Origin of the sequence: Exiguobacterium sp. SH1S21 (assembly GCF_004337175.1) — a bacterium.
GTDB lineage: Bacteria > Bacillota > Bacilli > Exiguobacteriales > Exiguobacteriaceae > Exiguobacterium > Exiguobacterium aurantiacum_A.
The window spans coordinates 189,400-215,961 of the sequence record NZ_SJUY01000001.1 but is presented as its reverse complement, the minus strand read 5'-3'; the positions used below and the strand labels follow the sequence as shown (position 1 = coordinate 215,961).

Annotated in this window: 27 protein-coding genes; 17 read left to right on the top strand and 10 right to left on the bottom strand. The window is 53.3% G+C overall.

Annotation, left to right across the window (positions count from 1 at the left end; translation table 11 throughout):
* Positions 1 to 16: 16 nt before the first annotated feature.
* Both EVJ24_RS01070 and EVJ24_RS01065 read right to left on the bottom strand, forming a co-directional pair.
* Positions 17 to 670, bottom strand: a complete 654-nt coding sequence (locus EVJ24_RS01070; RefSeq protein WP_131438950.1) for an excalibur calcium-binding domain-containing protein — start codon at positions 668 to 670, stop codon at positions 17 to 19.
* A gap of 213 nt (positions 671 to 883) precedes the next feature.
* Positions 884 to 1,123 (bottom strand): hypothetical protein, encoded by a 240-nt coding sequence (locus EVJ24_RS01065; protein WP_071398208.1) that lies wholly within the window; start codon positions 1,121 to 1,123, stop codon positions 884 to 886.
* Between the two features lie 126 nt (positions 1,124 to 1,249).
* Here EVJ24_RS01065 and EVJ24_RS01060 point away from each other — a divergent pair, with 126 nt between their 5' ends.
* Entirely contained in the window at positions 1,250 to 2,491 is a 1,242-nt protein-coding gene (locus EVJ24_RS01060) for a UDP-glucose dehydrogenase family protein (protein ID WP_131438949.1), read from the top strand.
* A gap of 75 nt (positions 2,492 to 2,566) precedes the next feature.
* Here the strand turns inward: EVJ24_RS01060 and EVJ24_RS01055 are convergent, their stop codons facing one another.
* A complete protein-coding gene (locus EVJ24_RS01055; protein WP_131438948.1) occupies positions 2,567 to 3,040 on the bottom strand; it encodes a DinB family protein in 474 nt (157 codons plus the stop codon).
* A 130-nt stretch (positions 3,041 to 3,170) separates the two neighbouring features.
* On the opposite strand from EVJ24_RS01055, the gene EVJ24_RS01050 reads away from it, so the two are divergent.
* The gene (locus tag EVJ24_RS01050) at positions 3,171 to 3,899 is read left to right on the top strand and encodes a DUF3784 domain-containing protein (RefSeq protein ID WP_131438947.1); all 729 of its coding nucleotides are present in this window, start codon (positions 3,171 to 3,173) and stop codon (positions 3,897 to 3,899) included.
* The gene (locus tag EVJ24_RS01045; RefSeq protein WP_131438946.1) at positions 3,896 to 4,156 is read left to right on the top strand and encodes a hypothetical protein; all 261 of its coding nucleotides are present in this window, start codon (positions 3,896 to 3,898) and stop codon (positions 4,154 to 4,156) included. Before EVJ24_RS01050 ends, EVJ24_RS01045 begins: the two co-directional genes overlap by 4 nt.
* Positions 4,157 to 4,184: 28 nt before the next feature.
* On the opposite strand, the gene EVJ24_RS01040 is transcribed toward EVJ24_RS01045, so the two are convergent.
* On the bottom strand, positions 4,185 to 6,890 hold the full coding sequence (locus tag EVJ24_RS01040) for an EAL domain-containing protein (protein ID WP_131438945.1): 2,706 nt from the start codon (positions 6,888 to 6,890) through the stop codon (positions 4,185 to 4,187).
* Positions 6,891 to 7,004: 114 nt separating this feature from the next.
* Positions 7,005 to 8,834, bottom strand: coding sequence for a C40 family peptidase (locus EVJ24_RS01035; RefSeq protein WP_236637505.1), 1,830 nt, complete (start codon positions 8,832 to 8,834; stop codon positions 7,005 to 7,007).
* 275 nt (positions 8,835 to 9,109) lie between these two features.
* Between EVJ24_RS01035 and EVJ24_RS01030 the strand changes: the two genes are divergently transcribed.
* Complete coding sequence (locus EVJ24_RS01030) at positions 9,110 to 10,963, top strand: bifunctional diguanylate cyclase/phosphodiesterase (RefSeq protein ID WP_131438944.1); 1,854 nt, start codon at positions 9,110 to 9,112, stop codon at positions 10,961 to 10,963.
* A gap of 17 nt (positions 10,964 to 10,980) precedes the next feature.
* Here EVJ24_RS01030 and EVJ24_RS01025 read toward each other — a convergent pair whose 3' ends face one another.
* A complete protein-coding gene (locus EVJ24_RS01025) occupies positions 10,981 to 12,351 on the bottom strand; it encodes a HAMP domain-containing sensor histidine kinase (RefSeq protein ID WP_131438943.1) in 1,371 nt (456 codons plus the stop codon).
* A 12-nt stretch (positions 12,352 to 12,363) separates the two neighbouring features.
* Positions 12,364 to 13,053, bottom strand: a complete 690-nt coding sequence (locus EVJ24_RS01020; RefSeq protein ID WP_131438942.1) for a response regulator transcription factor — start codon at positions 13,051 to 13,053, stop codon at positions 12,364 to 12,366.
* 107 nt (positions 13,054 to 13,160) lie between these two features.
* On the opposite strand from EVJ24_RS01020, the gene EVJ24_RS01015 reads away from it, so the two are divergent.
* The 4 genes from EVJ24_RS01015 to EVJ24_RS01000 all read left to right on the top strand — a co-directional run bounded on the left by EVJ24_RS01015 (position 13,161) and on the right by EVJ24_RS01000 (position 16,949).
* The gene (locus EVJ24_RS01015) at positions 13,161 to 13,922 is read left to right on the top strand and encodes an ABC transporter ATP-binding protein (RefSeq protein ID WP_131438941.1); all 762 of its coding nucleotides are present in this window, start codon (positions 13,161 to 13,163) and stop codon (positions 13,920 to 13,922) included.
* On the top strand, positions 13,909 to 15,738 hold the full coding sequence (locus EVJ24_RS01010; RefSeq protein WP_131438940.1) for an FtsX-like permease family protein: 1,830 nt from the start codon (positions 13,909 to 13,911) through the stop codon (positions 15,736 to 15,738). Before EVJ24_RS01015 ends, EVJ24_RS01010 begins: the two co-directional genes overlap by 14 nt.
* A 13-nt stretch (positions 15,739 to 15,751) precedes the next feature.
* Entirely contained in the window at positions 15,752 to 16,096 is a 345-nt protein-coding gene (locus EVJ24_RS01005; protein WP_131438939.1) for a YxeA family protein, read from the top strand.
* A gap of 118 nt (positions 16,097 to 16,214) precedes the next feature.
* Positions 16,215 to 16,949: a Fic family protein gene (locus tag EVJ24_RS01000; protein WP_131438938.1), complete on the top strand. Its 735-nt coding sequence runs from the start codon at positions 16,215 to 16,217 to the stop codon at positions 16,947 to 16,949.
* A 53-nt stretch (positions 16,950 to 17,002) separates the two neighbouring features.
* Here the strand turns inward: EVJ24_RS01000 and EVJ24_RS00995 are convergent, their stop codons facing one another.
* Positions 17,003 to 17,446 (bottom strand): MerR family transcriptional regulator, encoded by a 444-nt coding sequence (locus EVJ24_RS00995; RefSeq protein ID WP_131438937.1) that lies wholly within the window; start codon positions 17,444 to 17,446, stop codon positions 17,003 to 17,005.
* A 314-nt stretch (positions 17,447 to 17,760) separates the two neighbouring features.
* Between EVJ24_RS00995 and EVJ24_RS00990 the strand changes: the two genes are divergently transcribed.
* The 7 genes from EVJ24_RS00990 to EVJ24_RS00960 all read left to right on the top strand — a co-directional run bounded on the left by EVJ24_RS00990 (position 17,761) and on the right by EVJ24_RS00960 (position 23,623).
* Positions 17,761 to 17,973: a hypothetical protein gene (locus EVJ24_RS00990; protein WP_131438936.1), complete on the top strand. Its 213-nt coding sequence runs from the start codon at positions 17,761 to 17,763 to the stop codon at positions 17,971 to 17,973.
* A gap of 73 nt (positions 17,974 to 18,046) precedes the next feature.
* Positions 18,047 to 18,187, top strand: coding sequence for a YvrJ family protein (locus tag EVJ24_RS00985; RefSeq protein WP_016510821.1), 141 nt, complete (start codon positions 18,047 to 18,049; stop codon positions 18,185 to 18,187).
* A gap of 26 nt (positions 18,188 to 18,213) precedes the next feature.
* Positions 18,214 to 18,426, top strand: a complete 213-nt coding sequence (locus EVJ24_RS00980; RefSeq protein WP_071398189.1) for a hypothetical protein — start codon at positions 18,214 to 18,216, stop codon at positions 18,424 to 18,426.
* Between the two features lie 30 nt (positions 18,427 to 18,456).
* The gene (locus EVJ24_RS00975) at positions 18,457 to 18,669 is read left to right on the top strand and encodes a DUF2922 domain-containing protein (protein ID WP_071398188.1); all 213 of its coding nucleotides are present in this window, start codon (positions 18,457 to 18,459) and stop codon (positions 18,667 to 18,669) included.
* A 121-nt stretch (positions 18,670 to 18,790) separates the two neighbouring features.
* Entirely contained in the window at positions 18,791 to 20,626 is a 1,836-nt protein-coding gene (locus tag EVJ24_RS00970; protein ID WP_131438935.1) for a methyl-accepting chemotaxis protein, read from the top strand.
* 191 nt (positions 20,627 to 20,817) lie between these two features.
* A complete protein-coding gene (locus EVJ24_RS00965; protein WP_131438934.1) occupies positions 20,818 to 22,521 on the top strand; it encodes a methyl-accepting chemotaxis protein in 1,704 nt (567 codons plus the stop codon).
* A 352-nt stretch (positions 22,522 to 22,873) separates the two neighbouring features.
* Complete coding sequence (locus tag EVJ24_RS00960; RefSeq protein WP_131438932.1) at positions 22,874 to 23,623, top strand: SDR family NAD(P)-dependent oxidoreductase; 750 nt, start codon at positions 22,874 to 22,876, stop codon at positions 23,621 to 23,623.
* A 67-nt stretch (positions 23,624 to 23,690) separates the two neighbouring features.
* Here the strand turns inward: EVJ24_RS00960 and EVJ24_RS00955 are convergent, their stop codons facing one another.
* Positions 23,691 to 24,572, bottom strand: coding sequence for a tetratricopeptide repeat protein (locus EVJ24_RS00955; RefSeq protein ID WP_236637504.1), 882 nt, complete (start codon positions 24,570 to 24,572; stop codon positions 23,691 to 23,693).
* Between the two features lie 127 nt (positions 24,573 to 24,699).
* Here EVJ24_RS00955 and EVJ24_RS00950 point away from each other — a divergent pair, with 127 nt between their 5' ends.
* On the top strand, positions 24,700 to 24,924 hold the full coding sequence (locus EVJ24_RS00950; protein ID WP_131438930.1) for a DUF3221 domain-containing protein: 225 nt from the start codon (positions 24,700 to 24,702) through the stop codon (positions 24,922 to 24,924).
* Positions 24,925 to 24,943: 19 nt separating this feature from the next.
* Complete coding sequence (locus EVJ24_RS15400) at positions 24,944 to 25,108, top strand: hypothetical protein (RefSeq protein ID WP_167615699.1); 165 nt, start codon at positions 24,944 to 24,946, stop codon at positions 25,106 to 25,108.
* Between the two features lie 17 nt (positions 25,109 to 25,125).
* Here EVJ24_RS15400 and EVJ24_RS00945 read toward each other — a convergent pair whose 3' ends face one another.
* A complete protein-coding gene (locus EVJ24_RS00945) occupies positions 25,126 to 26,442 on the bottom strand; it encodes a S1 family peptidase (protein ID WP_161568718.1) in 1,317 nt (438 codons plus the stop codon).
* Positions 26,443 to 26,562: the final 120 nt, after the last annotated feature.

Genomic DNA, 26,562 nt, shown 5'->3' with positions numbered 1-26,562 from the left:
AACGACACCCTCACGTCTACTGGGTGTCGCTCTGTCCGCAGGCGATGCCGTCAAGGTCAGTGTCGAACGATAGCAAATAGGCGTCGTGCTCGAGTGGGACACCGTCCGGGTAGACCGCGTTCAAATCGGTGCAGGAGCCGTACAATTCGAAGAACGAGTCCGTCTCGTCGGCCGCGGCAATCGCGTCGTCTTGAAGCTTGGTCAGTTCATTTGCAAGTTGTTCGGTCAAGGCGTTCGCTTCCCGCAACTTGTCTTCGAGCGCATAAATTTCAGTCCGTTGCGTCTGGATGACTTCTTCTAAATCGAATACTTTTTGAAACAAGTTGTCTTGCATCATGTCTTCGCGGGCGGCAAGACGTGCCTCGAGTTTCTCGGTCACTTCCTGTTCGATTTGAATCGCTTGCCAGGCGAGGGCGTCGGCATGTTGTTCCTCGAGGGCGAGCAGGGATTCGTCGTAGCTCGCCTCGACCTCAGCTAAGTCGGAGCTGACGTGCAGCTTGTCTTGTTCCAAGTTGTAGTAGTAGACGCTCGAGCCGACGAGCAGTAAATATAAGACGGTCGCGAAGACTTGTAGTTTGATCGGCTCGACCGGATGTTCGGCGAACCAGATGAACACGAGGCTGAGCGTGCTCGCCACGCACGCGGCCGTGATGAACGTCATGATTGTCATAGACACCCCTCTTTTCCTAGACTCTCTTTGACTATTCCTGTTTTGACTCGAAAATGAAGTGACAAAGCGAGCATACTTTCAGGAAATCGAAGCAACACTTGGATGCCGAAACGCGATCATACCCGTAGATGTTCACACTGTATACATAATCGGGAAGCAGGAATTTCGGGGCATTCGTGGAATAAGACAAAAAGAAAAAACGCTCGACTGTCGTCAAACGCTCTTCTTGTCTTCAAGCTGTTGATTTTTACGCCATTTCCAAATCACGAGACCGAGGACGAGGAAAATCGGAGCGACCACCCAGGGACGGGCTTCGAGAATCGCAACAATTTCAAAGATGGATAGCCATCCGCTGATCATGACGAGGATGAGCAACAAGGTTCGCAGCCCCCCCCGGACCGGAAACCAGTAATAGATGAATAACGTGATCAAAAAGAAAGCGAGCAAGCCCATGCGGTTATTCCTTTCTAGCATCATTTTGACCAATTATAGCAGACAACATTGCGAGAGTGTTAGAGGGTTCCCTTTAAGACGACTTTTCGCTACAGTTGAAGATAGATTATCTAAGGAGGAACTAGCGTGAAATTTGGAATCATCGGCTTAGGATATGTCGGATTAGCCACCCTGTGTGGTCTTGCAAAAGCGGGACATGAAGTCATCGGTGTCGAGAAAGACCAACCGAGACTGCGCCGCCTCATGAGCGGCCACGCACCGTTTCACGAGCCGGGTATGTCGGAGGTGCTCCAAGACTATGCAGACTCGATCACACTTACGGATAACACCGCCGACACAAATGATGTCGATTACTTGTTCTTGGCTGTCGGTACGCCGAGCAAGGAAGATGGCAGCTGCGACATGACGTTCGTCGATGCCGCTTTGTCTGAGATCAACACGAAGCAAAAAATCGTCATCCGTAGCACTGTGCCACCGGGGACGACCGACTTACTTAGTATCATGTATCCATTCCACACTTTCGCAATCGTACCCGAATTCCTACAAGAAGGGCGGGCGCTCGCCGATGTCCTCAAACCGAACCGCGTCGTTATCGGCAGCGAAAATCTTGAAATCAGTGAAGAACTCGCCGGCATTTATGGCCGTCTCGGTGTGCCGATTGTTTGCACGACACCGATCAACGCCGAACTGATCAAGTACGCCTCGAACGCATTTCTCGCCACAAAGATCAGTTTCATGAACGACTTGTCACGCCTCGCGGATAAAGCAGGCGCCGACATCGCGACGATTGCCGACGGGATGGGGCTTGATCCGCGCATCGGACGTTCTTACTTAAACGCTGGTCTCGGTTACGGCGGCTCGTGTTTCCCGAAAGATATGAACGCGCTCTTGAACGTCGCGGCCGAGAACGAACTCGACTTGCCGGTCATCCGTGCGGCGATTCAAGCGAACGATGAACAGATCGCTTACGTCGCGTCGAAGATCGAACACCGTCCGAACCTGCGTGTCGCTTTCCTCGGTCTCGCCTTTAAACCAGGGACGGACGATATGCGTGACGCACCGTCGATCACACTCGCCAATCACTTACGGTTACGTGAAGTCGAAGTCGTCGGCTACGATCCGCTCGCGAAGTGGGAGTACCGTCAAGCGTTGACACCGGAAGAGGCACTCAAAGGAGCCGACGTGGCGATTCTTGTCACGGAATGGGACGAACTCGTCAACTTGAAACCGGAAGCGTTCGCTGGGATGCGGACGAAACGGTTGATTGACGCACGCAACGCATGGAAGTATGCACGTGACCCAGAAGACGTCGAGTACGAAGGCGTCGGCCGCATGCAGGGCAAGACGAACACACCGTCATCGAAATGATAAAAGACGAGACCGTTCAACAGGTCTCGTCTTTTTCGTTGCGGTCCATAACATAAGTGCTGAGTGCGACGGCGGTTAGCGGTTTATCTGTTCTTTTGTCGGGCCCATGACACCGGGCACGTGTTGTCCCGCTTGGCGTAAAAGTACCGTCATCTGACCACGGTGATGCGTCTGATGGTCGATCATCATGCGGAGGACGGCACCACGCGGCGTCATCTTCCCGTGGACATCGACTTCTTCTAGCAAGTAGTCATCTGTAAAACCGTCAGCGGCGCTTGAGATTTCTTGCGCGTATCGTTCGTACTGGTCGGCGATCAGGCCCGCTTGATCGGGCTGGGTCAGGCTCTTCAAAGCTGAGAGACGGAAACCGAGCAAGTTCGTGAAGTAGCCGAGGGCGGTCGTGACGTGCCAACCGATCCAACCGAGTGAGTTATGGTCGGGGACGATTTTTTGGCCGAGCGTGTCATCGGTCATGGCACGGAGCACGTCGAGCGTGCCGGTCGATGATTTTGTCCAATCCTGTTTGAAGTCGTTAGCGGTACGATACATAAGACTACCTCCTCTTGCGTATTCTACCGCTAGTATACGCATGTGCCTTTCGTTCGCGCACGTCTGATGATCCGATGAAACATTTCGGTCGGTTTTCTCGTAGAATGAAAGAGATAGGAGGGACTCGTCCATGTGGATTCTTGTATTTGTAGCACTGCTCATGTTTGTCCTAGGGTTCGCCGTCCACAAGTTAGGGTGGCACTTTCTCATCTCGGGCTATAACACTATGAACGAAGCAGACAAGGCACGCGTCGACATCAAACCGGTCGCACGGTTGATCGGTATCATGTGTTACGGCATCGGCTTCATCTTTCTCATCGTCGGCTTCATTGATTGGTTCGGGCTCGTCGTCCGAATCGAGCCGCTCTTTATCGTGCTCATCCTGTTCATCGTCGTCATCCTTTGGCGCGCCCAAAAGTATGACGGGAATATTTTTGACGACACGGGACGGCTTCGTCCGGGCGGGAAGAAGAAACTCATCCCGATCGTCCTCGTCTCTGTGCTCTTGCTCACGGTCGTGCCGGGGCTCCTGCTTTGGTTCTCCCAACCGACCGAGGTGACACTGACCGATACGGCACTCGTCATCGAAGGCAGTTACGGACAAATCGTGCCGTATGACGAGATTGTTGATGTCATATTGACCAACGTCCCGGACGTCGAGCGTCGAACGAACGGGGCCGCTACAAGCTCACAACTGACAGGACACTTTCGAACGACTTATAAGGAAGACGTGCTTCTCTTCATCAACCGTGACGCCACAGCCGCCATCCGCATCGACTGGAGCGGAAAACCGATCTATCTAAATCTTGAAACGAACGAAGCGACGGAACAGTTATATGAGGAGGTGATCACTCGATGAGTCCATGGTACGCGCGCAACATGCCGTTCTTTTTCCTGACGTTCTTCTTTCCGCCGCTCGCGCTGCTCTTGCTCGTCTGGCAATGGGACAAATTTACGACAGACCGGGGCATCAAACTGTTTTTCGCGGTCGGGATGACGGTGTTCATCGTGTTCGGTCTATTGCCGCGCGGCACGCTTCCAGTCATCTTGCCGATCATTTTCGGCTTGATTGTCTTAAAGCTCGTACTGAACGTGATTGGACGAAAAAAAGGCTGACGTGCTAGACGTCAGCCGATCGGGACGCTCACTCAGGGCGTCCTTTTTTTTCGTTCACCCAAGCCTCGAATGCGTCAGGTTTGAGCGCCGGGGCGTAGTAATAGCCTTGTCCGAGCTCGACTCCTTCGGCAATCATCCGTTCAAGGTCTTCCTTCGTCTCGATACCTTCGGCGAGGGATGTGAGCGCCTGCTCGCTCGCGAAACGTGAGACGGCACGGAGGAATGATGTGCTGTCTTTCGCTTTCCCGCTGACATACATCCGGTCAATCTTCACTTCTTGAATCGGCAAGTGCCAAATCGCTTCGAACGAGGCGTAGCCGGTGCCGAAGTCATCGATCGACAAGCAGTAGCCGAGGTCGGCGATGTCCTCGAGCCGATCGAGCTCGTTCGCATGTGACATGATGTCGGCCGACTCGGTCAATTCGATTTTCAAGCGGTCCGGCAGCCACGGGTACGTCTCGATCAAATCACGCAGCTTCGTGACGATCGACGGGTCGACCGAGTGCGCGGACAAGTTGTACGACAACGAGACGTCGGAGAATGATGTATCGCGCCAAGCGACGAGCTGGTTGATGACTTGGTCGAGGATCGAGTGTGACAACCATAAAATCTGGTCTGACCGTTCAGCGATCCGGATGAACTCGTTCGGCGGGACGTGACCGATATCCGGATGCTGCCAACGGGCGAGCGCCTCGGCCCCGACGACGCGGCCGGTTGTCAATTCGACTTGCGGCTGATAGGCGACGGTGATGTGTCCTTGCTCGATCGCCTCGGGGAGCGCCTGTTCGATCAATGCGGCCCACTGTAGCTGGGCGAGGATGCTCGCGTCATACCAGACGAACGGCGTCCGCGTTTCTTTGGCGTGTTGGAGTGCTCGCGTCGCCTCGAACAGACAATCCGTATAGTTCGGCGTCGTGTGTGCCACCCCGATTTGAACGTGGACGGTCTGCCGTTTTTGATTGATCAACAGTTCAGTCGGGAACAGCTCCATCAGCTCATGTTCGTCGAGTGTGTTAAACCCTTTGACGTACAGCATGAGCGTGTCGTCACGATAGCGGCCGAACAAATGATGCGCATACTTCTCGAGTCGTTCCTCGACGTGACGGGCGAACTTAGTCATGAGCAGGTCAGCATAAATCGTATCGTACCAATCGACGAGATGATGGAAATCGTTCAACTTTATCAAGAGGAAGGTTCCGTCGATGTCTTGTTTTTCCCAGGCTCGGATAAAACCATACTCATTATACAGTTCGGTCGCGAGGTCGAATCGGACGAGACGATCGACTTTCCGTTCACGCTCGACGCGTTCGGTTTCATCTTCAAGGATCAAATAATACGTGAGCGTTCCCCCGCGCTTGAGCGGAATGATTTTCGCGTTCAAGAAGCGGGCATGTTCTCCTTTTAAATGCAAAATGAATTGGGCGCTCGTCCCATGCTCGGTCACACCTTCAAGTGCTTCTTGGAACAGGCGACGACCTGTGTTGGTGAACAGCTGGTTGATTTCGTACAAGTTCCGTTCGCCGAAGAACTGATCGAACACATCGTTCCGTTCGATGAAGTTATAGGCGTCATCGATCAACGCGATGGCGAGACCGGTCTCTGAGAACAGGGACGACCAACGCTCGTGATAGCGAAGCAGGTCGTTCGATTGCGTCTCGAGCGTGTTGACGGTCGAATGGACGCTCACCGCAATCTCTCGAAGCTCGTCTTCGATGCCGCGGAAGTCATGACTGGCCGGGAATGACGCCTCGACCGGTTCAGTGCTCGGGTCGATGGCGAGCGCACGGGCTTTCAAATGACTTAAATCATGGGCATACATTTTACGTGTATAGCAAAGCGCGGCCAAGAGTCCGGTCGAAAGCAGCAGCGTCGCGAGCAAGACGAGGACGGCGAGCGTCCCGTATCGGTTTCGTTCCTCTAGGAGCAATGACTCGGTCGACGAGCGGATGGTCTGGAGCACTTCATGCGAGTCTTCGTAAAACTTGGTCCCGTTGACGTAACGCGCCTCGAGCGTCGAGCCGGCCGAAGCCAGTCGTCCCAACGCTAGGGCGCTCTCCGTTAAATCAGCGGTCGATTTCGTTTGGAGAGTAGGATTCGTCGCGATAATCTCTTCAAGTAAACGCGCTTCAGTGGCGATGGAGGCGAGTTCGACTTCCAGTTTTTCTCGGTCCGGCGTCTCCGCCAGCAAGTTTGTCACGTTTTGGATGAACGTCATCTGCATCCGCATGACGGCATCGGTCAACTCGTAGGCCGTGTTCGCTTGCGCGGTCCGCTCTAAGCCTTGGTAGAGCCAGCGCCGGTCAATCGATTCGATGACGTCAAACGGGACGTTGTCGAATTCGCTCAACTCGCCGTCGAGCGTCTCTTCTAGTCGTTCAGAAAAAGCGAGGAGGGCATCCCGTTCGCGTTCGTGGACCCCGGTCTCGAAATCATCGAGCAGCTGGGTGTTATACTGGAGCGCGCGTTCGCGATAAGGCGAGGACAACAATGCTGTCGGCTGGCCCGAGTTCAGTTCGTACAGTTTCGCGGCCTGGTGGAGGACAAGGTAAGACTCGACGCCGGCAAGGTCGGATGCATGGTTCAAATTCGTCACGGACTGATCGACGCTGACATGCTTCTCTTTCCAGTAATAGCTTAATCCGAGACCGAATAACAACACACCGACGAGGCAGGCGACAGCAAGTACCATCGTATAGATCCGGTACGGAATTTTGGCGAATCGGTTGCTTCCCATCGTACACTCCCTTTCTACCTTTCCTATCTTATATCGCATTTCGAGTCTTTCAAGTGAAATCCTGCTAACTGAAAAAAAACCCGACAAAGGTCGGGTTTTTAAATGCGTCAAAGGTCACGGTCGCTTGTAGCCGATGAGGCGTGATTTCCAATATGACTCTTTGCTGATTTGGTTGTAGCCGAGACCAAACGTCCCGGCGTGGATGAACGTATCGGCGTCGATCATGATGCCCATATGGGACGGACCGGCCGTATACGTGTTCTCAAAGAAGACGAGGTCGCCGGCCTGGGGCACGAACGATTTGTCGAGCTGCGGACCGAAGTAAGACCCGGCCCAATAGTTGGCGACGTTCGTCCGCGGGATCGAGACACCTGCTTGGTTGAACGCGTAATAGATGATGCCTGAGCAGTCAAAGCCACCGTTGACCGGACTAGACGACGCCCAGATGTACGGCGTCCCGACGTATTTCTTAGCGACGGCGATCGTCGCGAGTCGGGTTGCTTGGGCGGTCTGCCCGTTGACTTGGGTGACGAACGCTTTGGCGACGAAGCCTTGCGTCCCGTTCTCGTTGACACGGTAGTGTGTCGCCGTCTCGCCGACGACGTTCAACAGTCCGCCGCGGAGCGTCGACCCGACGACTTGACTCGAATCGTTTGCTTGGGCGCGGATTGCGGCCGGACTTGCCGTATAGAACGTATGTGAGTCGAACGACCCGCTGACCCATGTTGGTGCCGTCGTTGAGCCTTTCGGTACTTCCTTGACGAACGACGCTGCGACGAAGCCGGTCGTGTTACCGATATAAATCTGGTGCCAGCCGTTTGCCGTCTGGACGACGCGGAGCGTCTGGCCGGCTTTGACGCTACCGACGATGGCGGAACTCGTCGACGCAGCAGCACGGACGTTCAAGGACGGGGTGTTGACGACGTAATCGACCGAAGTGTTCCCAGCACCGGCGTCACCTAAGTTCGGTGCGACCGGTGCACTCGGTGCGGTCGTCGTCTGTTTCAAGTAGCCGGCACTGACGTAACCGCTCTTTCCGTTATACGTGACGTAGTACCAAGTGCCGCTCTGTTTCGTTGCTTGCACGGTCGCGCCGTTCGGGATCGTCGTGACGAGCGCGAAACCGATGCCTGCTCCTTTTCGCACGTTCAAGTTCGCCGTCGTGACGAACGCTTGATTGACGCTCTCTTCTTTCGGCGCTGCCGGTGTCGCCGGCTGACTCGGTGAAGGTGTGACAGGTTGACCCGGTGAAGGCGTCGCGGCGGCCTTCTTTAAGTATGTAGTGGCGACGTAGCCTGTCGTCGAACCGTATTTGATGTGCGACCATGAACCTTCGACTTTTAGGATCGTGACCGTTTTTCCTTTCGGGATCGTGACGAGTATGTTCGCCTTTGTCGATTTCGAAGCCCGAAGGTTCAAGTTGACGGTCGTCTGTGACGTCGATTGGGCGGCCGGGCTGACGGTGCTCGTTGATGCCGTCGGCTTAGTCGTTGCTGCCTTGGCTGTACCGAGATAATCGTTATGCACCCAGCCGGTCTTCCCGTTAAAGGTGACTTGCGACCACTTACCGCTCGTCTTGAGCGGTTTGAGCGCTTGACCTTTCGGGATGGTGAGCAAGATATTATGGCTCGTACCGGCACCGGCGCGAAGGTTCAATGCAGCGGTCGTCACTCGATTTGTACTTGCTGCTGTACTCGTTGTCGTGAGGACGGTCGATGATCCAGCCAAATGAAGTGTTTGTCCGATGGCGATTCGGTCGGTCGTCAAGTTGTTCATCGACTTGAGTGTCGCGAGCGGGATTTGGTGCTGTTGGCTGATCGACCAAAGCGTGTCACCGGCTCGGACGATATGGGTGCTAGCGGCGGACGCTTCGTCGGCCTGGGCGAGGACGCTTACGGCGGCGATTGCGGCGAATGAGTACATGAGGCCGGACTTGTGATCCATGGAGTCACTTCCTTTAATATAATTGAGTCATTCATGATGGGTAACGATACACATTTATTGTACGGTGCCGAGAAACCGGGAAGCAATGGTGGAAAGGACTCATTCGAGCGAGATTCCTTGAAAAGCAGGTCAATATTTTTTAGTAGGTCTATCAAATAGATGACTCCTAAAAAGAGGGAAATTAAAAATTGACTTTCTGTTGAATTTTGGAAGGTCTCGTATTTGTGCTTCATGCTATCATTAAGGCAAAACTGTTTGAACGAGGGTAGGGGACTATGATCGAGGGGAACTTTTCAACACAAACATACCGTAAACATCAAGAGAAACTGTTCGAACTCGTACGGATGCCGGACGTGTCCGAAGCGACAGTCGAGCAGGCGATCAGCTACATGTGCGAAGTCGTCGCGGATATGCTCGAAGTCGACACCGTATCGATCTGGCACTTCGATGAGACGCAACACTCGATCAGTTGTCAAGTCGCGTATTCAAAAGATAAAGGCATCAGCAAGCCGGCATTAACGGTCTATCGTCAGGACGCACCGGTCTATTTTGATGCGCTCTGCACGAATCGTGTCCTCCTGTTTAAGAATGTCCGGACGCACGAATGGGTGAAAAATTTATATCAACAATACTTCGTCGAAGGACAGCGGGTTTACTCGATGCTTGACGCGCCGATCTTTGCGGACGGGCAAGCCCGCGGTGTCATCTGCTGCGAGACGTACGAGCTTCGGAAGTGGACGTATGTCGAAGAGCTGATCGTGAGTACGCTCGCTGATTTTGTCGCTATTTTATATAGCCGGCTCGAACGTCAGTCGGTCGAACAACACATCGCCCGGCTCGCCTATACGGATGAATTGACAGGACTGATGAATAAGAACGCGTTCATCGAACGAGTCGACCGGATGCGGGACGAACTCGATCATCACCTCGGGTCACTCATTTACGTGAGAATCGATGAGTTCCGCTCTGTCGAGGACGCGCTCGGCAGCGAGAAGGCCAATCAATTAATCCAGGAAATCGCGAATCGGCTCCAACTCGTCGTCGATCCGGCGATGCTCGCCCGGAGTTCTCAATCTGGTTTCGTCGTATGGACGCCGTACGGCGACCGGATCAAAGCGTACGGGATTGCCGACATGCTTTGTGAGACGGTGACGAACGAACCGTTTACCGTCGATGAACTGGATGTCGTCCTGACGATGAGTGCCTTTATCTCGATTGAGGATAAGGCGCGCTCGACGCTCGAGATGATTCACACGACACGGATCGCCGCTAGTCATCATCATGTCCAACGCGGTGGCATCATCTTCTATGAAGAGAAGATGAGCGAGAAGGCGACGGCCCGATTGACGCTCGAGATGAATTTGCGCAAAGGGCTCGCGTTGAACGAGTTTGCGCTCTACTATCAGCCGAAGATTGACGGGTCGACCGGACAGCTTAACGGTTTTGAAGGGCTCATGCGTTGGATCCATCCGGAAAAGGGGCTGATCCCGCCGCTCGACTTCATCCCGCTCGCCGAGTCGACCGGTGTCATCATCGCCCTCGAGGAGTGGGCGCTCGAGGAGGCATGCCGCCAATTGAACGCCTGGCACGCCTCTGGCCGGACATATCACTTGGCGCTCAATTTGTCGGCCCGTCATTTCCTATCAGAAGGCGTTGTCGAGAAGTTCGCCCGTGTCGTTGAAAGAATGGGTGTCTGCCCGGACTATTTGACGTTTGAGATCACGGAGAGCGTCGGGATGGAGAATCAACAGCACGTCATCGAACGGTTCATCGCCTTCCGCAAGCAAGGTTTCTCGATTTCGATCGATGACTTCGGGACAGGTTTCTCGGCGTTCGTCTATTTAAAGCATTATCCGATCCATGAGATCAAAATCGACCGTCAGTTCATCCAAGCGACGGAGAACGACCCGACCGGAAACGTCATCGTCCAATCGATCATCGAGCTCGCCCGCGGCCTCGGTTTAAAGACCGTCTGCGAAGGCATCGAGACGACCGAGCAGCACGACGCGCTCCGTTTGCTTGGCTGTAACGAGATGCAAGGGTATTACTTCTCGCGTCCGCTCCCGATTGATGAGCTCGAGGCGTGGATTGAAGCTTATAACAATGAAAACAAGGATTCGCTCCGTTGAGCGAATCCTTGTTTTCATTACGGCAGGTCAATCTGAATCGTCGTCCCGACACCGAGGTCACTCGTCACGGTGACCGTGCCCCCGTGTGCCTTGACGATGTCCCGGGAGATCGCCATCCCGAGCCCACTGCCGAGCGCGTCGGTCGTATTCGTCCCTCGGTAATAACGTTCGAAAATATACGGCAGATCGGCTGCATCAATGCCGTTCCCATCGTCTTGCACGATAATCGTCCCGCCTAGTACCGTGACATGTACCGTCACTGACTCGTCGTTATGAAGGAGGGCGTTATAGATGAAGTTGAGCAACGCCCGCTTCATGAAATGACGGTCGACGTCGCGTGACGTGGCGTCTGTGCTTGAGAACGTGATGTCGCGCGTCGCAAACCGCGGGTCGTTCAAGACGTCGATGACGAGCTCACGGACGAACGGCTCGAGCCTGGTCGTCTCGCGGTTGAGCGGGAAATCACCATGCTGCAGCCGCATCGTCAAGTTGAAGTCGTCGAGCAGTTCTTTCATGTAGAGCGCTTGGCGTTCGATGACTTCAGCGTACTGGCGCCGTTCCGTTTCGTCGACTCCTGTATCCTCGAGCAGTTCGGCGTAGCCTTGGATCGAGGCGAGCGGTGTCTTCAAGTCATGGGAGACGTTGCTCATCCACTCTTTGCGGCGGCGCTCGAGTTGTTCCCGTTCTGACTCATATGTCGTCAGTGTCTGTGACACATCGTTCAAGTTGGCGAACACGGGTCGGTACATGCCGGGCCGTTTCGGTTCGACGGTCGAGAAGTCGCGTGCTTTCAGCTGGGCGATCCGCTCGGTCAAACGATAGACAGGGCGTGTCAAAATCGAACTGAAGGCGAGCCCGATCAGTGCGGCGACGGCGAGGTCGACGATGAGTAAGATGACTGTCGCTCGCGACACGTAAGCGAAGATTGCCTCGGGATCAAGCATGAACAGGGCACGGTCCTCTTTGGCGTCTGGTACGCCGATCAAGTAGCTATACGTTTCAAATTCGCCGACGAAGTAGAGGACGAGATCGTCGTCTTTGTACTTATAAATCTGAATCAGTTCGATTGGGGAGTAGGAATCGGGTGCGTCAACGGGCGCTCCGACGTCGCTGACCACGTCACCTGAAGCATCGAGGATTTGGATGAACGCGCCGAACTCCTCAAGGGCGGTTATCCCGTCTTCGTTGACGACCGGTGCGCCGTCCTCGAGTGACATGTACTGGTTGAACGTGCGGGTGAACGTCTCCCCGGAGTTGCTCTCGACGTCATCAATCCCGGTCCGGTCGTTGACGAGCAACGTGACGAGAATGACGACGTTCAAAATGACGACGATGGCAACGATGGCGAGAATCGACACCAAGTAACGTCCGGTCAATTTCCATTTCAATTCAAATGCCCCCTATGCCTCAAACTTATAGCCGAGCCCTTTGACCGTCTTAATATAGATCGGTTGTGACGGGTTCGGTTCGATTTTTTCGCGGAGCCGGCGCATGTGCACCATGACTGTATTGTCAGAGCCGTAAAAGTCCTCGCCCCAGACGCGGGTGAACAACGTTTCTTTACTGAGAATCCGGTTCGGATTACGCATGAAGCAGGCGAGCAGGCCGACCTCTTTCGCCGTCAGTTCGAGCCGGACGCCGTCTTTGTATGCTTCTGTCTCGTCTACATTCAACCGGAACGGCCCGACGATTGTATCGACGGGTGCTGGTGCCTCGTACATCGAGACACGGCGAAGCTGCGCCTTTATACGGAAGGCGACTTCTTTTGGACTGAACGGCTTCGTGATGTAATCGTCGCCGCCGATGGCGAGGCCGAGGATCTTGTCGATTTCGTCTGACTTCGCGGATAAGAACAAAATTGGGATGTTCGACGTGTCGCGGATTTGGCGGCACAGGTCATAGCCTTCACCATCCGGCAACATGACGTCGAGAATGGCGATGTGCGGGGCGAACGTGTGGAACGTCTCCAAGCCGCTTTTGACGGTGTGGGCGGTCGCGATTTGTGTGAACCCTTCTCGCTCAAGCGCTTTTTGAATGAGTATACATAAGTCTTTTTCGTCGTCGACGATTAAAATACGTGGTTGGTCCAATGAAATCACCTCTCCTTGTAGCATATCATTTAAGGATTTCGTAAGGTACGCGTGATTTTCAGTTAAGGTACGGGCTGTATCGTAGTGTTTAGAAAGAGGTGCTATTCATGGAATCATTATTACAAGTCAACGCAATCGAAAAAACATATGGGAAAGGCAACACGACGTTCAAGGCGCTAGACGATGTATCGTTCACGATCGAGCACGGTGAATTTGTCGGCATCATGGGGCCATCTGGTGCCGGGAAGTCGACACTGTTGAACGTGCTCGCGACGATCGATACGCCGACCGCGGGGGATATCCTCGTCGAAGGAAAAAACATCGCCAAGCTCGATGAGGAATCGCTGTCGGACTTCCGTCGCGACCATCTCGGTTTCATCTTCCAAGACTACAACTTGCTCGACTCGCTCACGGTCCGGGAGAACATCTTGTTGCCGCTCGCCGTCGCCAAGACACCAGTCCACGAGACGCGGGATAAAGTCGATGCGCTCGCCAAGCGGTTCGGCATCACGCCAATACTCGACCAATATCCGTACGAGATCTCAGGCGGGCAAAAACAACGGACGGCTGTGTGCCGGGCGCTCGTTGCCAATCCAAAACTCATCTTCGCCGATGAGCCGACCGGTGCGCTCGATTCGAAGTCGGCGACCGACCTGTTACAGACACTCGCCGGGCTGAACGAGGCTGAGACGACAATCATGATGGTGACACACGATGCCTATGCCGCGAGCTTTTGCCGCCGTGTCCTCTATATTCAAGACGGAAAGCTGTCGCACGAGTTGATTCGAGGCAGCAAGTCGCGCGACGTGTTTTATCAAGCGATTTTGGACGAGCTCGCAAAAGGCGGTGCGACCGATGACGCTATTTGATTTGGCGAAGAAGAACGTCGCCCGCAATCTATCGCGGTACGCGCTCTACGTCGGGACGACAATCTTCTCGATCATCATCTACATTACGTTCGCGACGCTCAAACATAGCGGGGAAATTAGTGCCCTCGCCGAGACGTCCGGACAGATCAGCGGTCTCATGAACGCTTCGACGTTCATTCTGCTCATCTTCGTCGCGCTGTTTATCGCTTACTCGAACGCCTTCTTCTTGAAAGGACGTAAACGGGAAGTCGGACTGTATTCTCTTCTCGGGGTACGGAAAAAGCAGATTGGTCTCATCCTGTTGTTTGAGAACCTCGTCATCGGTGCGGTATCGCTCGTGATCGGGATCGGGCTCGGTTTGATTGGGTCGAACGTTTTGTTGCGGCTGCTACTCAACTTGATGAACAGCGACTTGTCGATCGGGTTCACGGTCTCGACCTCGGCGCTCGTCGAGACGACGCTCGTCTTCTTCGCCATCTTTTTATTCACATCGTTCCAAGGTTACCGGGTCATCTATCGCTTCAAATTAATCGAACTGTTCCATGCCGACAAAAAAGGCGAGGATGTGCCGAAAGCGAGTCCGCTCATGGCGCTACTCGGGATCCTGACCCTCGGTACGGCTTACACGCTCGCGCTGCAAGATCTCGCCACGTCTCCGCTTTGGGGTTATCTTGCGGCGGCAATGCCGCTTCTCATCATCGGTCTTACCGTCATCGGTTCCGGTCTCTTGTTCCATAGCGTCCTCATCTTTATCCTCAGCCGCCTAAAAGCGAATGAGCGTTGGGCGTGGCGCCGGCTCAACTTATTGACGACGTCACAGTTGTTATACCGGATTCGAGGCAACGCGAAGACGTTGACGCTCATCAGTATCATCAGTGCGACGGCGATCACGGCTGGCGGGGCCATCTTTAGCGTCTACTATTACGCGGAACAACAAGTCACTTCGTACGCTCCATATACGTTCGCCTGGCAAGGCGACAAACAAGACATCGACGCCGATGTGTTGGCTGAGACGAGCGTCATGCAAAAGACGGTTCGTGTCGCCTTAGAGACGGGAGAGCGGGAATATGGCGTCATCGATGAGACGACGTTCCGAAAACTTGCCACCGACCTAGGCTGGAGTGAACCGGAACCGCTGCAAGAGCAAGGCGTCTTCTTGATTGATCCGTTCTATGACGAACGGTTCTCGGAAGACGTGAACGATGTGACGCTAGACGAGACGACGTATTCGGTCGCGTCCCGCTATGACAAGACACCGCTCAACGTCATGACGTTCGGCGGACTGTTCCTAGTCACACCGGATGACGTCTTCAAGACATTGCCGGGAGAAGGGACGATGTATCAAGCCGTGTCCGTCGCTGACTATAAAGAGCAGACCGTCTTGTCGGATCGCTTGTCGACAGCAGATAACTTCTCGAGTGCGACAGCGTTATACGCTGAGACGATGGCCATGCACGGAGCACTCTTGTTCGTCGGTAGTTTTCTCGGACTCGTCTTCCTCGTCGCAACGGGCAGCATCATCTACTTCAAGACGATGACCGAGGCCGAGGAAGACCGCTCGAAGTACGCGGTGTTACGAAAAGTCGGCGTATCGAAGCGGGACATTAAACGCACGATCCGTCAACAGATCGCGGTCGTATTCCTCGCCCCATTCTCGTTAGGGATTTTGCACGCCTCGGTCGCGCTCTTCGCGTTCTCGCGCTTGCTCGTCATGGACTTCACGGTACCGGTGCTCGTCTGGATGGCGGTCTATTCTGCCATTTATACGCTGTATTACGTGTTGACGGTTCGACGGTTTACGAAATACGTTATCTGAAGGAGAGAATATTATGAAGAAACTAGTAATTGCGGCTTTCGCCCTCGTCATCGTGGCGCTCGGGCTTGTGAACATCGACTGGAACCGGCTTGGGAAAGAGGCGTTATATGTACAAATCGGGGAAGCGACAAACGTTGAGGAGACGACGCTCGAGTCGGGTGACGTCGTCCGCCGCTACGAGTATACGATGCCGGCGTTGACGAAAGACGGGGATTCGCAACCGGTCACGTTCACGGCGGCGAAGGAGCTTCGAAGCGGGGCATACTTGAAGCTATATGTGAAAGATCAAGACGTCGTCACGTCTTACGATGAAGTAACGGTCGCAGATATTCCGAAGGCGGCTCGGGAGAAATTATAGGAAGAGCATCAACGAGCTGCGCGTACTTATTTCAAATCGAGATAAGTACGTTTAGCTCGTTGATGCTACAATTAATTTACCACCAAACAAGAAGCGTTCATGAAAGGAGACGGAGCGAATGTTTGAACGGATCACAATAAAAAAAATAGAGTTGGATCAAAAGCGGCCGTTACCAGTGTATACACTCCGAAGCCTTAGAGAGAAACTATTTTTAGAGTGGACGTATAATTCGAACGCCATCGAAGGCAACACGTTGACAATTAATGAGACAAAAGTTGTCCTAGAAGGCATAACGGTTGGCGGGAAGACGATGCGAGAACATCTAGAAGTTATCAATCACCAAGAGGCGATTGTCTACGTAGAAGAAATCGTTCGTCGGGAAGAACCGTTTTCAGAATGGCAAATCAAAAACTTGCATCGGTTGGTTTTGAAAGGAATTGATGATGCGTATGCAGGTGTGTACCGCGATCAACAAGTGTTCATCGCCGGGGCTGTCCATACGCCGCCACCTTCGTATATGATTCAAGAACAAATGGAGCAACTGATTCACTGGTACGAAACAGAAGCAATCAACCTTCACCCGGTGGAGCGCGGAGCGTTGTTGCATGGTAAGTTTGTGGGGATCCATCCCTTCATCGACGGGAATGGACGAACGTCTCGCCTGTTACTCAATTTGGAATTGATGAAATCAGGATATCCGCCCGTCATCATCAGAGTTGAAAATCGTTTGGCATACTACAACGCACTGGATCGTGCACATCCGACCGGTACGTATGATGATTTCATCGAACTCGTTTCAACAGAAGTCGAAGCGTCGCTTGATTTGTACTTGCGAGCCGTTTCCGTTGACTAACAAAAAGCCTTTCCCGACGATCAACGTGTCGTCGGGAAAGGCTTTTTGTGTGCTCATGCGAGCGAACTTTCTCGTTCGGCTAATTCGTATTGAAGTATGTACGTCAATTCTACATGTACTTGATCTGAAAAGTTAGTCTTTCGGACGTGTGTACGTGGTCGTAATCCACATTCCAAAGCAATATCGACGATTGTGCGGATCTGATTTTCCGTATAAAAACGTTTGCGTCCCATCGTGAACGGTGTCGGCGGTAAAACGCCGTCCGTCTCCCATTTGATCAACTGTTGTTGGCTGCGGGGGATACCGGCGACGGTGAAGGCGCGACTCAATTCTTTAAGCGGATAGACAAGTAAATGGCGTCCGTTATATTGAAATGGTTTACCTAGTTCGGGATGATATGCATCCCATTCGGTCGCAAAGAACGTTAAATCGATCGTGTCAACTTCAAATTGAGCGGAAGGAATTGGCGTGGCGAGTGCGATGTCTAAGTTGTTCATCTAGTGTTAGCTCCTTCTTCAAGTCTGCCGGGTGGTAGTACCCTCCCTCGTATAGTACCCTATTTTCAAAAAATTAACTGTTCATTTTTTGAAAGCGTGGAAATGAATTTGTGGGACTTTCGATGCGGTTGTCAAATTTACACAACGTCTATAAAAATACCCTAAATGGTATGGTGATGCAAGTCATAGGAATGATTTGAGGCAAATGTAACGACTGCTTGATGGTGTGGTTCAAAAGTCACGGTTTGGAAATTTGCGACTTTTGAGCAAAACGGTTTCCTCGTCGGTTAATAAGGGCGAAGGAGGTGAGACATATGGCAGTGTATCGAGAATACGTAAGCGTTTTTTATCTCGACACGAAACGGCTCGTTGACGGCAAGGAAAAACGTCAGCTCGTCCGCTTCGGTCCGCTCGGTGCGCGGATGGAGACCGAGGAGATCAAACAGTTTGGCGACTTGTTGATCCCGTTACTCGCGGTCGAATCCGCTACGTACGTCGTGTCGCGTGAGTTCCACGTGACGGTCTAAATTGGAGGCTCCCACGTATGCTAATACCCCCTCGTCCCGCCGCTCACAATCGGCACGATGAGCAGGTGGTCACATGAGCTGGCCCGAACTCATCTCAAACCTCGGATTCCCGATCGTCGTCTCGCTCTATCTGCTCCACCGGATCGAGACACGTCTTGAGCGGATGATTCAGCTGCTCGAACGTCTGGATTCCACCTATCCGTCTGAATCGTAACCACTCCCCGAAAGGAGCCATCCCCTATGGCACAGCTGACAGAAAAGAAAGCCACGCTCGTCCTGACGACGCATCATGACCTCGAAAGTTTGAAACCGACGAAGAAGACGCAACGGTTCGGTCCGATTCGCGCTGCGCTCACGGCAGATGTTGCCGACTCATACGGACAGCTCATGCTCGATCTTCTCGAACATGAAGATTTCACCGTGTCGGTCGTCCGCGAATACGACTTAGCCTAATCCACTCACAATCTAAGGAGGAAATGAACCATGACTGAGACAAAACTAGAGATCGCCTTTTTGGACACGTTTAACAAAGTTGCCCGCTTCCGTTTGAACAACGTCAAACAACCGGTCGATCCAGCGAAAGTGCAAGCGCTCGCCGACTTCATGGTCGCGAACGACCCGCTCGGCAAAAACGTCGTCAAGTGGACCGAGATCAAGATGATTGAAGGCACCGAGACGGTGTTGAACATCCAATAATCGAACCCGGAAGGTGACTGAGTTTTCAGTCACCTTTTTTTATTTTGGTCAATCCACTTTAAACTTCTCGACTTCAAGACGATAAATAATGAAACGTTGTACTTGAGAGGGGAATACATACATGGCATGGAAAGAAAAATGGTCAGTGGCTGTACGTCGATTGAACCTGCGTCGCATCGATGTCCGCCGCTTTACATGGAAACCGAAACAACGGAAACAACAAGTAGAAACCCCCGCGTCTTCGGGGAAAGGCCTGACGATTCGTCAAAAGTTATGGGGACTCGTCATCCTCGCGCTCGTCATGGTCGCCAGTGTCGGCGGCTACTCGCTGTTGTCACTCGCCGACGCGAACCGTCAAGGCGACGATATCGTCAACAACTGGAATAAAGGGCTCGACTACGCCCACGAACTGAACACGCTCGCCGCGAACTATCGTGCGCTCGAACTCGAGCATATCGTGACCGAGGACGCGGCCGGAAAAGAAGAATTGATGGCGAGACTGAAAGAGATTCGGGCTAAAATCAATGAACTTGCGCCGAAATATGAGGCGACAGCGTCAGGCGAAACCGATAAAGAACTGTTCGCCAACTTCGCTCGCCAATGGGAGATGTATCAACGCGTGTCAGACAACATGCTCATCTTTAGTACATCGGGCAACAACGGCATGGCCCGCTCGTACTACGATGCCCAGTCGCGGTCTACATATGATAACTTTACGCAACGCTTGACCGAACTCGTCGATTACAACTCAGAAGGCTCGCGGCAAGTCGGGGCAAACATGGAGCGTGAGTTCCAACAAGCGCTCATCGCCTTGCTGGCCGTGACAGTTGGGGCGATTGTCGTACTCTTGTTCCTCGGGATGAGTCTACTTCGTTCAATCATCAAGCCGATGCGGATGCTTCAGACGAAATTCGATGAACTAGCATCGCAAGGCGGCGATTTGACGGTGTCAATCCCGGTCACGTCGAACGATGAGATCGCGCAAGTGAGCCGTTCATTCAACGTTTTCCTCGCTTCGCTTCGTGAGATTATGATCGATGTCGACGAGACGGCAAAAGTCGTGCTCACATCGTCGCGAGAAGTCGCCGCGGAAGTGACCCAATTGAGCCGTTATATGGAAGAGACGTCAGGTACGGTCGAAGAACTGACGGCCGGGATGGAAGAGACGGCGGCTTCGTCGCAAGAGATGAGTGCCTCGACGACCGAGATGGGCAGCTCGATCGATACGATCGTCGATCTCTCGAACGATAGTGCCAAAACAGCTGGACATGTCGAACAGCGTGCCCACGCGATGCGCACGCAAGCCATCGCCTCGAAGACGGAAGCGAACGCCATCATCCAGAAAAAACGCGTCGAGCTCGATGAGGCGATCAAAGGTGCCCAGTCGGTCGAAGAGATCCGCGTCTTGACGAGTGCGATCCTCACGATCGCCGACCAGACGAACCTGCTCGCCTTGAACGCATCGATCGAGGCGGCCCGGGCCGGTGACGCCGGGCGAGGCTTTGCCGTCGTCGCGTCAGAAATCCGTAAGCTCGCCGAGAACTCGCGTCAAACTGTGAACGAGATTCAAACGGTGTCGAATACGGTCATCGATTCGGTCGAACGGCTCAATACGAGCTCGGCAGATATGCTCACGTTCTTGAACACGAACGTGCTCGCCGACTACGACCGGCTCGAGGAATCGGCAACGCAGTACGAAGAGGACGCTACCGTATTCGGCAAGACGGCGAATACGTTCGAGACGAACGCGTTGCAGCTCCGCCATATGACTGACAGCATCTTGCACGTCATCCAAGAAGTCGCAACGACCGTGACGGAAGGAGCGGACGGGACGCAGTCGATCTCAGAGAAAGTCCAACTGTCCGTCGAACGGTTCAACGATGTCCAACAGCGGATGAACGAGACAGAACAGCGGGCGACCGAATTATCGAATCGCGTGTCACAGTTCAAGTTATGAGACAAGACCACAGTCAAACGACTGTGGTCTTTAATTGTGACAAAAATTGGAACATAAAACTGATAAAGGTAGTCAATGAGAAGTCAGACTTCTTTTATTTGGTACATATTAGGTTTCGTCATCCGATATAAGAGTGGCAATACAAAATTAGAGAGAAGTAGAGGTGGGAGAGGACGTGTTCCTCAAAAGAGATGAAACGATTGAAAACACTGTCATTAACGCAAAAATTATTTAGTGGCATCGGACTTATTTTATTGTTCGTCGCGTTCGGAATGGGTTATAACTTATGGACGCTTCAAAATATGACGAATCAGTATGAAGATATGATCAGTCAGGACGTGATGAAGATGAAGGCGGCAGACGACCTGTCGCTCGGCATGACGCGTCAGGCGTACGGTGTGCGCGGGTATATTCTCGTCCAAGAAGAGGATCGTCTCGCTCAGATCGAACAAGGGTCAAAAGAGAAAAAAGACGCGCTTGAACAATTGCTCAAACTCGTGAAGACAAAGGAAGAAAAAGCTGAAATCGAGAGTGCTTTGTCGTATGCGTCAGGGTATGACGATTTGGCAGAAGAAGTCATCATTGCGGCTGATAACCAAAACCAAGACGAAATTGATCGGCTCACACTTCGCCTCATGCCAGACGTAACGGCATCGATTTCCGAGCTCGGTCAACAGCTTCAAGCGGAGTCGGAAGCGACGATGCTTGAGAAACAAAAATCACTGGAAGCGTTAGGAAGCAAAGCGTTCCTCTACTCAACTGGAATCGCAATCCTCATCTTGCTCTTAACACTCGGTGCGGGATATGCCTTGAAACAAATGGTGACTGTCCCGCTTCGGATGTTGTCAGACGAAGTCGCCGTCGTCGCGAATGGCGATTTGACACGTGCCGACTTGGACGCGCTGACGCGTGACGAGATCGGGCAACTCATGATCGGCTTCAACCAAATGAAAGGCAACTTGCGTGAGTTGATCAATGAAGTGAACCGTAACGCCCAAGAGATCACGGCGCAATCGGAAGAGCTTTACGCTAGCACGGAAGAGATGTCGTCGCAAACTGAAGAAACGACGCGGATGATCGAGGCGGTCGTCGAAGAGACGATTCAACAAGCGAAAGAAGCGACGGGCAGTGCCAAAGCGGTCGCGGCGGCCGATGAAGGCGTCGAACAGATTGCCCGTTCAATCGGGACAATCAGCGAAGACGTCGCGATGAGTCTAAAGCTCGCTGAACAAGGTGACGAGACGATTCAACAAGCGAAACAAGAAGTGCTCGCCCTCGAAACAGAGACACGAATGACCGGGGAATCGATTGCGGCGTTGAAACATCAGTCGGACGAGATCGCCTTGATCACGGAAGTCATCCAATCAATCACGGACCAGACGAACTTGCTCGCCTTGAACGCGGCCATCGAAGCGGCCCGGGCCGGTGAACAAGGTAAAGGGTTTGCCGTCGTCGCCGAAGAAGTCCGGAAACTCGCCGAGCAGTCGAAACAGTCGGCGACACGGATCGCCGGGTTGATCGAATCGATCCAAGTCCAATCAAACGCCGTGCTCGCAAGGCACGAACTCAGTGCGAAGCGGGTCGAGGCGAATACGAAACTGTTGGAGAAAGCGACAAACGCGTTCCAACAAATCGTCGTCCAACTCGAGACGTCGGTTGAGAACACGTTGCATATTCGTGTCGCTTCAAACGAGATCGCTTTGACGACAAAACAAGTCGCCACGGCCGCCCTCGGGATTGCGACCGAGAGCGAACAGATGGCGCAGACGATGCGTTCGGTCGGCGAGACAGCCGATTCACAGCTCGCGATGATCCAAGAGTTGAACGGCGTTGCCGAGTCGCTCGGGAACATGACGGGCGATCTGCAGACGTTGATCGGAAAATTCAATACGTGACAAACACAATCGAATCAGCTCGTCCTTTCGGCGCCTCCGCTTTCCTAGGGGCAAGCAGGGAGCCGCATCGCGACTTCGTCGCTGCTGGGTCTCCCTTCGCTTGCTGACCCCTCAGGAGTCTGCGGCGCCATGAACGAGCTTCGCAAGCGGTCGCCCTCTGGGGTGGCCGCTTGTCATTTTCTGAGGGCTCAACGACAGAAGAAAAGCCTGCGTCATGTGCACGAACCTAGGAAACGGAAACTGATAGCTAAAAGCATTCCTCGGACGGCTTTTGTACGTTCAAAGGATTGACGATGCTACGTTTCGGGAATGACGGGATAGAACGCATTTTAGATGGAAAAGGGGAATTTGAATGAAATATACGGTCATCACAGGGGCAAGTTCAGGCATCGGCTACGAGGCGGCGAAGCAGCTTGCCAAGCAAGGGAAATCGCTTGTGCTCGTCGCGCGTCGCACGGACGAGCTTCAAAAATTGCGTGACGAGATCAAGTCAATCTCACCAGACAGCGACGTCATCCTCAAAACGAATGACTTGTCATATAGTGAAAACGTCTATGCACTCTATGAGTCGCTCGCCGACCTCGATATCGAGACGTGGATCAATAACGCTGGGTTCGGGGACTCGAATCTTGTGAAAGACGCCGAAGTCGGGAAAATGGAAAACATGATTCGTCTAAACGTCGAGGCGCTGACCGTCTTGTCGAACTTGTACGTCCGGGACTACCACAAGGTCGAAGGGGCGACACTCCTAAACATTGCCTCGGTCGTCGGCTACCGCATCGCGGCGAAAGGGGTCACGTATAGCGCGACGAAGTTCTTCGTCAGCGCCTACACGGAAGGACTCGCTCAAGAACTTATCCAAAACGGCGACAAGTTGCGGGCGAAAGTGCTCGCACCGGCTGCGACCGAGACCGGATTCGCGAGCCGGGCCCGCGAGGAAGAGAACTTCGATTACAGTGAGAACGTCGCGAAGTACCATACGGCCGAAGAGATGGCCGAGTTTTTAGTTCAATTGCTTGAGAGCGATGAAACGGTCGGCATCGTCAATCACGAGGACTACTCATTTGAACTGCGCGGACCGATTCATCCGTTTATGGGGTGAGTTAGAAAGCATTCATACCATAAGCAGACAACAGCCCGAACTCTTCAAAAGAGTTCGGGCTGTTGTCTTAAGACTGCCGCATCGTATCCGCATAGCCCCCGGTCAGGCGGTGGGTCAGGCGGTGATACCAGTAGCGCAGGCGTAGGCGATACACATACGTTCGGGACGTGTTCGGCAAGACGACGTTATCGATATAGTCGGCGAACATGGCGCGGAACATTTTGTCCTCACTGTCGTCGTAGGTCGCGCTCCACATGCCGTGCTCTTCGACTTCGAGCAGCGCCGCGATCGTCTCGTCGTCGAGTTGGCCGTCTTCCGGCAAACGCTTGACGAGCATCTCGACCCGATGGCTGCAAATCGAGGCATAGAGGGAATGGGCCCGCGGGTTTCGCGGATTCGCATTCAAATAGCCGATTGCGGCTTTGAGCAGCTCGTCGTTCATCTCGAGCGGGATCTCGTCGAACGCTTGGAAGAATTCGAGCAACATCGGCACTGTCTCTTCACTGAAACCGGCGAGACGGACGTAGTGCATGATGTGTAAGCCCGCTTCGCCGTAGAATTTACGATTGAAGTAATGGACGGCAAGGGCGCGCCGTGTCATCGGCACGTCCGGATAGCGCTCGACGGCGCGGCAGTAATGTTGCTCGGCCTCAAACGTAAACCCGGCGTCTTCGCTGAGGGCGCCATGCAGGCAATGGATGAGGTAATGGTCGCCCATCATACTCGCGGTTTCGAGCACTTGTCTGGCTGTCTTGAAATCGCCTTCGCGAATGAGCGGATAAGCGCGCATCGCCGGGAAGAACGGGTCGTTCGGGAAAGCCGTCTCGCCGCGGACGATGAGCGTCTCGATGGCCTCGGCGTTATAGTCGTCGATCAACTCTTCAAGGAGCATCATCTCAAGGAAGGTGCGCTGAAAGTCTGGGGTGTGTAAGTCGATGGTGTGTTTCAAATGAGGTCCCTCCCAGCTTTTGTGATTGTCGCTTTATTATACAAGTCAATCGCTTCACGAAGTAGCATTATTTGAAAAAATGGGAAAAGAAAAGAGGGGAGCGTATTTGGGGGAAGGAGGGATCAAGGTGGTCACGTTCATGGGCTATATCGTCGAACTCGAGGCAGCGCGAATCCGGGTCGCACCGAATTTGGAGGCTGAACCGTTCGACGGCATCGTGTTTCATCTAGACGAACAAATCGGGGACATATCGACGCTCACGGTCGGCCAATTCGTGCGGGTCGAGCATAGTGAGATGATGACGAAATCATTGCCGCCCCAGGCGGCGGCGCACCGGATTGATGTGCTATGATGGATGAGAGGTGAGTCATATGGGACAGTGGAATTTTCTTTGGCTCGGCGGCGTCATCGCGCTGAGCGCATTTCTCGTCTGGCTCTTGCAAGACGCGATCCCGTTTTGGATGCTATCGATTTTGCTGCTGTTACTCGGAGCCGCGGTCGGTAACGTGCAACGCAAATTGAATAAGGGCGAGTAAAAAGCACGTCTTCCGATTTAGTCGGAAGGCGTGCTTTCTTCGTCTCGCTCTGTGGTAGCCGGTTTAGCTTTTTCTTCTTTAGCAGGCTTTTCTTGTTTGGTAGGCTGTTCTTGTTTAGCAGGATTTTCTTGTTTAGCAGGTTGTTCTTTTTTAACGGCATTTTCTTGTTTAGCAGGTTGTTCTTTTTCAACATGCTTTTCTTGTTCAGCGGGTTGGTCTTTTTTAACCGGTTTTTCTTCTGTGACCGGTTTCTCTTGTGGCTGATCTTTCGGTTTGTTTTCTTGCTTTTTGACTGGTTTCTCCGCTTCAGCCGCCGGTTTTTCAGGGGTAACCGGTTCTTCGGGTTCCGTCACAGGCGGTTCAGGTTCGGCCGGCTCTTCCGTGACGGGAGGAGTCTCCGGTTCTTCGGCTGGTACTTCCGGTTCAACGACTTCAGGCTCCGGTGTTTCCTCTGGCGTTGCCGGTGCGGCTTCAATCGGCTCTTCAGCAGGCGCGGTCGGTTCTGGTGCTGCTTCCGGAGCAGGGGCCTCGGTTTCTGGCTGTGGCGTTGGTGCCGTTGGCGTCACAGGCTGCTCATTTCGAGGTGGTGTGATTGGGGCGACCGGTGCCAATTTAGCGAGCGGCGGTGCTGGTGTGTCCGATTCAAGAAACGCGAGCACGTCTTGTTCGAACAGGGCGACCGGGAGTGCTTTTGACTTGAGGTGCATGGCGAGTACCCGTCCATCTGAAGCAACAATCGGACTGCCGATTGCCCGTCTCGGGATATCGAACTCGCGCTCATACCCGGTTTCATTGAACGTCATCTGGCCTTCGATCCGTTTAGACGGCATGAGTGTGATGAGCGTCTCGTCCGCCGCAGCAATCGCGTGACTGAACATGAACGGCGTCTCTTTCATTTGATTGATCCGGATGACGGCGACGTCGACGGTACGACCGACGACGGTCCCTTTAATTTTCTTCCCATCGTGGTCGATTGTTATCGTCGTCAAACCTTCAACATTATGGGCAGCCGTCAAAATGTCTTGCGGGCTGATTAAAAACCCTGTCCCGGCACCGACGGAAAACAGACTTTTCTCGAGCGTCGTCAAATCAATCATCGAAGCGTTATCGGCTGAGACGGTGTCTTCGGAGATGTTCAAGTTGACTTTGTCAGCGAGTGAGTCCGTCGAACGAGGAGCTTCTTTCAAATAGGCGACTGTTAAAATAGAGATGAATGCTATAAGTGCAATCACGGTCGGAATGGCAATCCATTTTAAGCGACGGGGGCGATGGCCACACGTCGGACAAGCAGTTGTTTTTGAGCGGGTCTTCGTTCCGCAGCGTGGACAAGTCACGAGGGTGACACCTTCCTTCATATGCATAGATGATTAGCTATACCTTAAATGGAACAGGGATAAACAATATTTTGACGGGGTAAGCAGACAGGGATGGAATGAACTTCCGGAAATCGGGAA

Coding starts and splice junctions, on each gene's coding strand:
- EVJ24_RS01050 (WP_131438947.1), top strand. CDS start 3,171: ATGTGGATTCTTGTATTTGTAGCACTGCTCATGTTTGTCCTAGGGTTC.
- EVJ24_RS00970 (WP_131438935.1), top strand. CDS start 18,791: ATGGCATGGAAAGAAAAATGGTCAGTGGCTGTACGTCGATTGAACCTG.
- EVJ24_RS01070 (WP_131438950.1), bottom strand. CDS start 670: ATGACAATCATGACGTTCATCACGGCCGCGTGCGTGGCGAGCACGCTC.
- EVJ24_RS01065 (WP_071398208.1), bottom strand. CDS start 1,123: ATGGGCTTGCTCGCTTTCTTTTTGATCACGTTATTCATCTATTACTGG.
- EVJ24_RS00990 (WP_131438936.1), top strand. CDS start 17,761: ATGGCAGTGTATCGAGAATACGTAAGCGTTTTTTATCTCGACACGAAA.
- EVJ24_RS01040 (WP_131438945.1), bottom strand. CDS start 6,890: ATGGGAAGCAACCGATTCGCCAAAATTCCGTACCGGATCTATACGATG.
- EVJ24_RS01000 (WP_131438938.1), top strand. CDS start 16,215: ATGTTTGAACGGATCACAATAAAAAAAATAGAGTTGGATCAAAAGCGG.
- EVJ24_RS00965 (WP_131438934.1), top strand. CDS start 20,818: ATGAAACGATTGAAAACACTGTCATTAACGCAAAAATTATTTAGTGGC.
- EVJ24_RS01015 (WP_131438941.1), top strand. CDS start 13,161: ATGGAATCATTATTACAAGTCAACGCAATCGAAAAAACATATGGGAAA.
- EVJ24_RS15400 (WP_167615699.1), top strand. CDS start 24,944: ATGGGACAGTGGAATTTTCTTTGGCTCGGCGGCGTCATCGCGCTGAGC.
- EVJ24_RS01045 (WP_131438946.1), top strand. CDS start 3,896: ATGAGTCCATGGTACGCGCGCAACATGCCGTTCTTTTTCCTGACGTTC.
- EVJ24_RS01010 (WP_131438940.1), top strand. CDS start 13,909: ATGACGCTATTTGATTTGGCGAAGAAGAACGTCGCCCGCAATCTATCG.
- EVJ24_RS00975 (WP_071398188.1), top strand. CDS start 18,457: ATGACTGAGACAAAACTAGAGATCGCCTTTTTGGACACGTTTAACAAA.
- EVJ24_RS01005 (WP_131438939.1), top strand. CDS start 15,752: ATGAAGAAACTAGTAATTGCGGCTTTCGCCCTCGTCATCGTGGCGCTC.
- EVJ24_RS01055 (WP_131438948.1), bottom strand. CDS start 3,040: ATGTATCGTACCGCTAACGACTTCAAACAGGATTGGACAAAATCATCG.
- EVJ24_RS00980 (WP_071398189.1), top strand. CDS start 18,214: ATGGCACAGCTGACAGAAAAGAAAGCCACGCTCGTCCTGACGACGCAT.
- EVJ24_RS01030 (WP_131438944.1), top strand. CDS start 9,110: ATGATCGAGGGGAACTTTTCAACACAAACATACCGTAAACATCAAGAG.
- EVJ24_RS00985 (WP_016510821.1), top strand. CDS start 18,047: ATGAGCTGGCCCGAACTCATCTCAAACCTCGGATTCCCGATCGTCGTC.
- EVJ24_RS00995 (WP_131438937.1), bottom strand. CDS start 17,446: ATGAACAACTTAGACATCGCACTCGCCACGCCAATTCCTTCCGCTCAA.
- EVJ24_RS00960 (WP_131438932.1), top strand. CDS start 22,874: ATGAAATATACGGTCATCACAGGGGCAAGTTCAGGCATCGGCTACGAG.
- EVJ24_RS01035 (WP_236637505.1), bottom strand. CDS start 8,834: ATGGATCACAAGTCCGGCCTCATGTACTCATTCGCCGCAATCGCCGCC.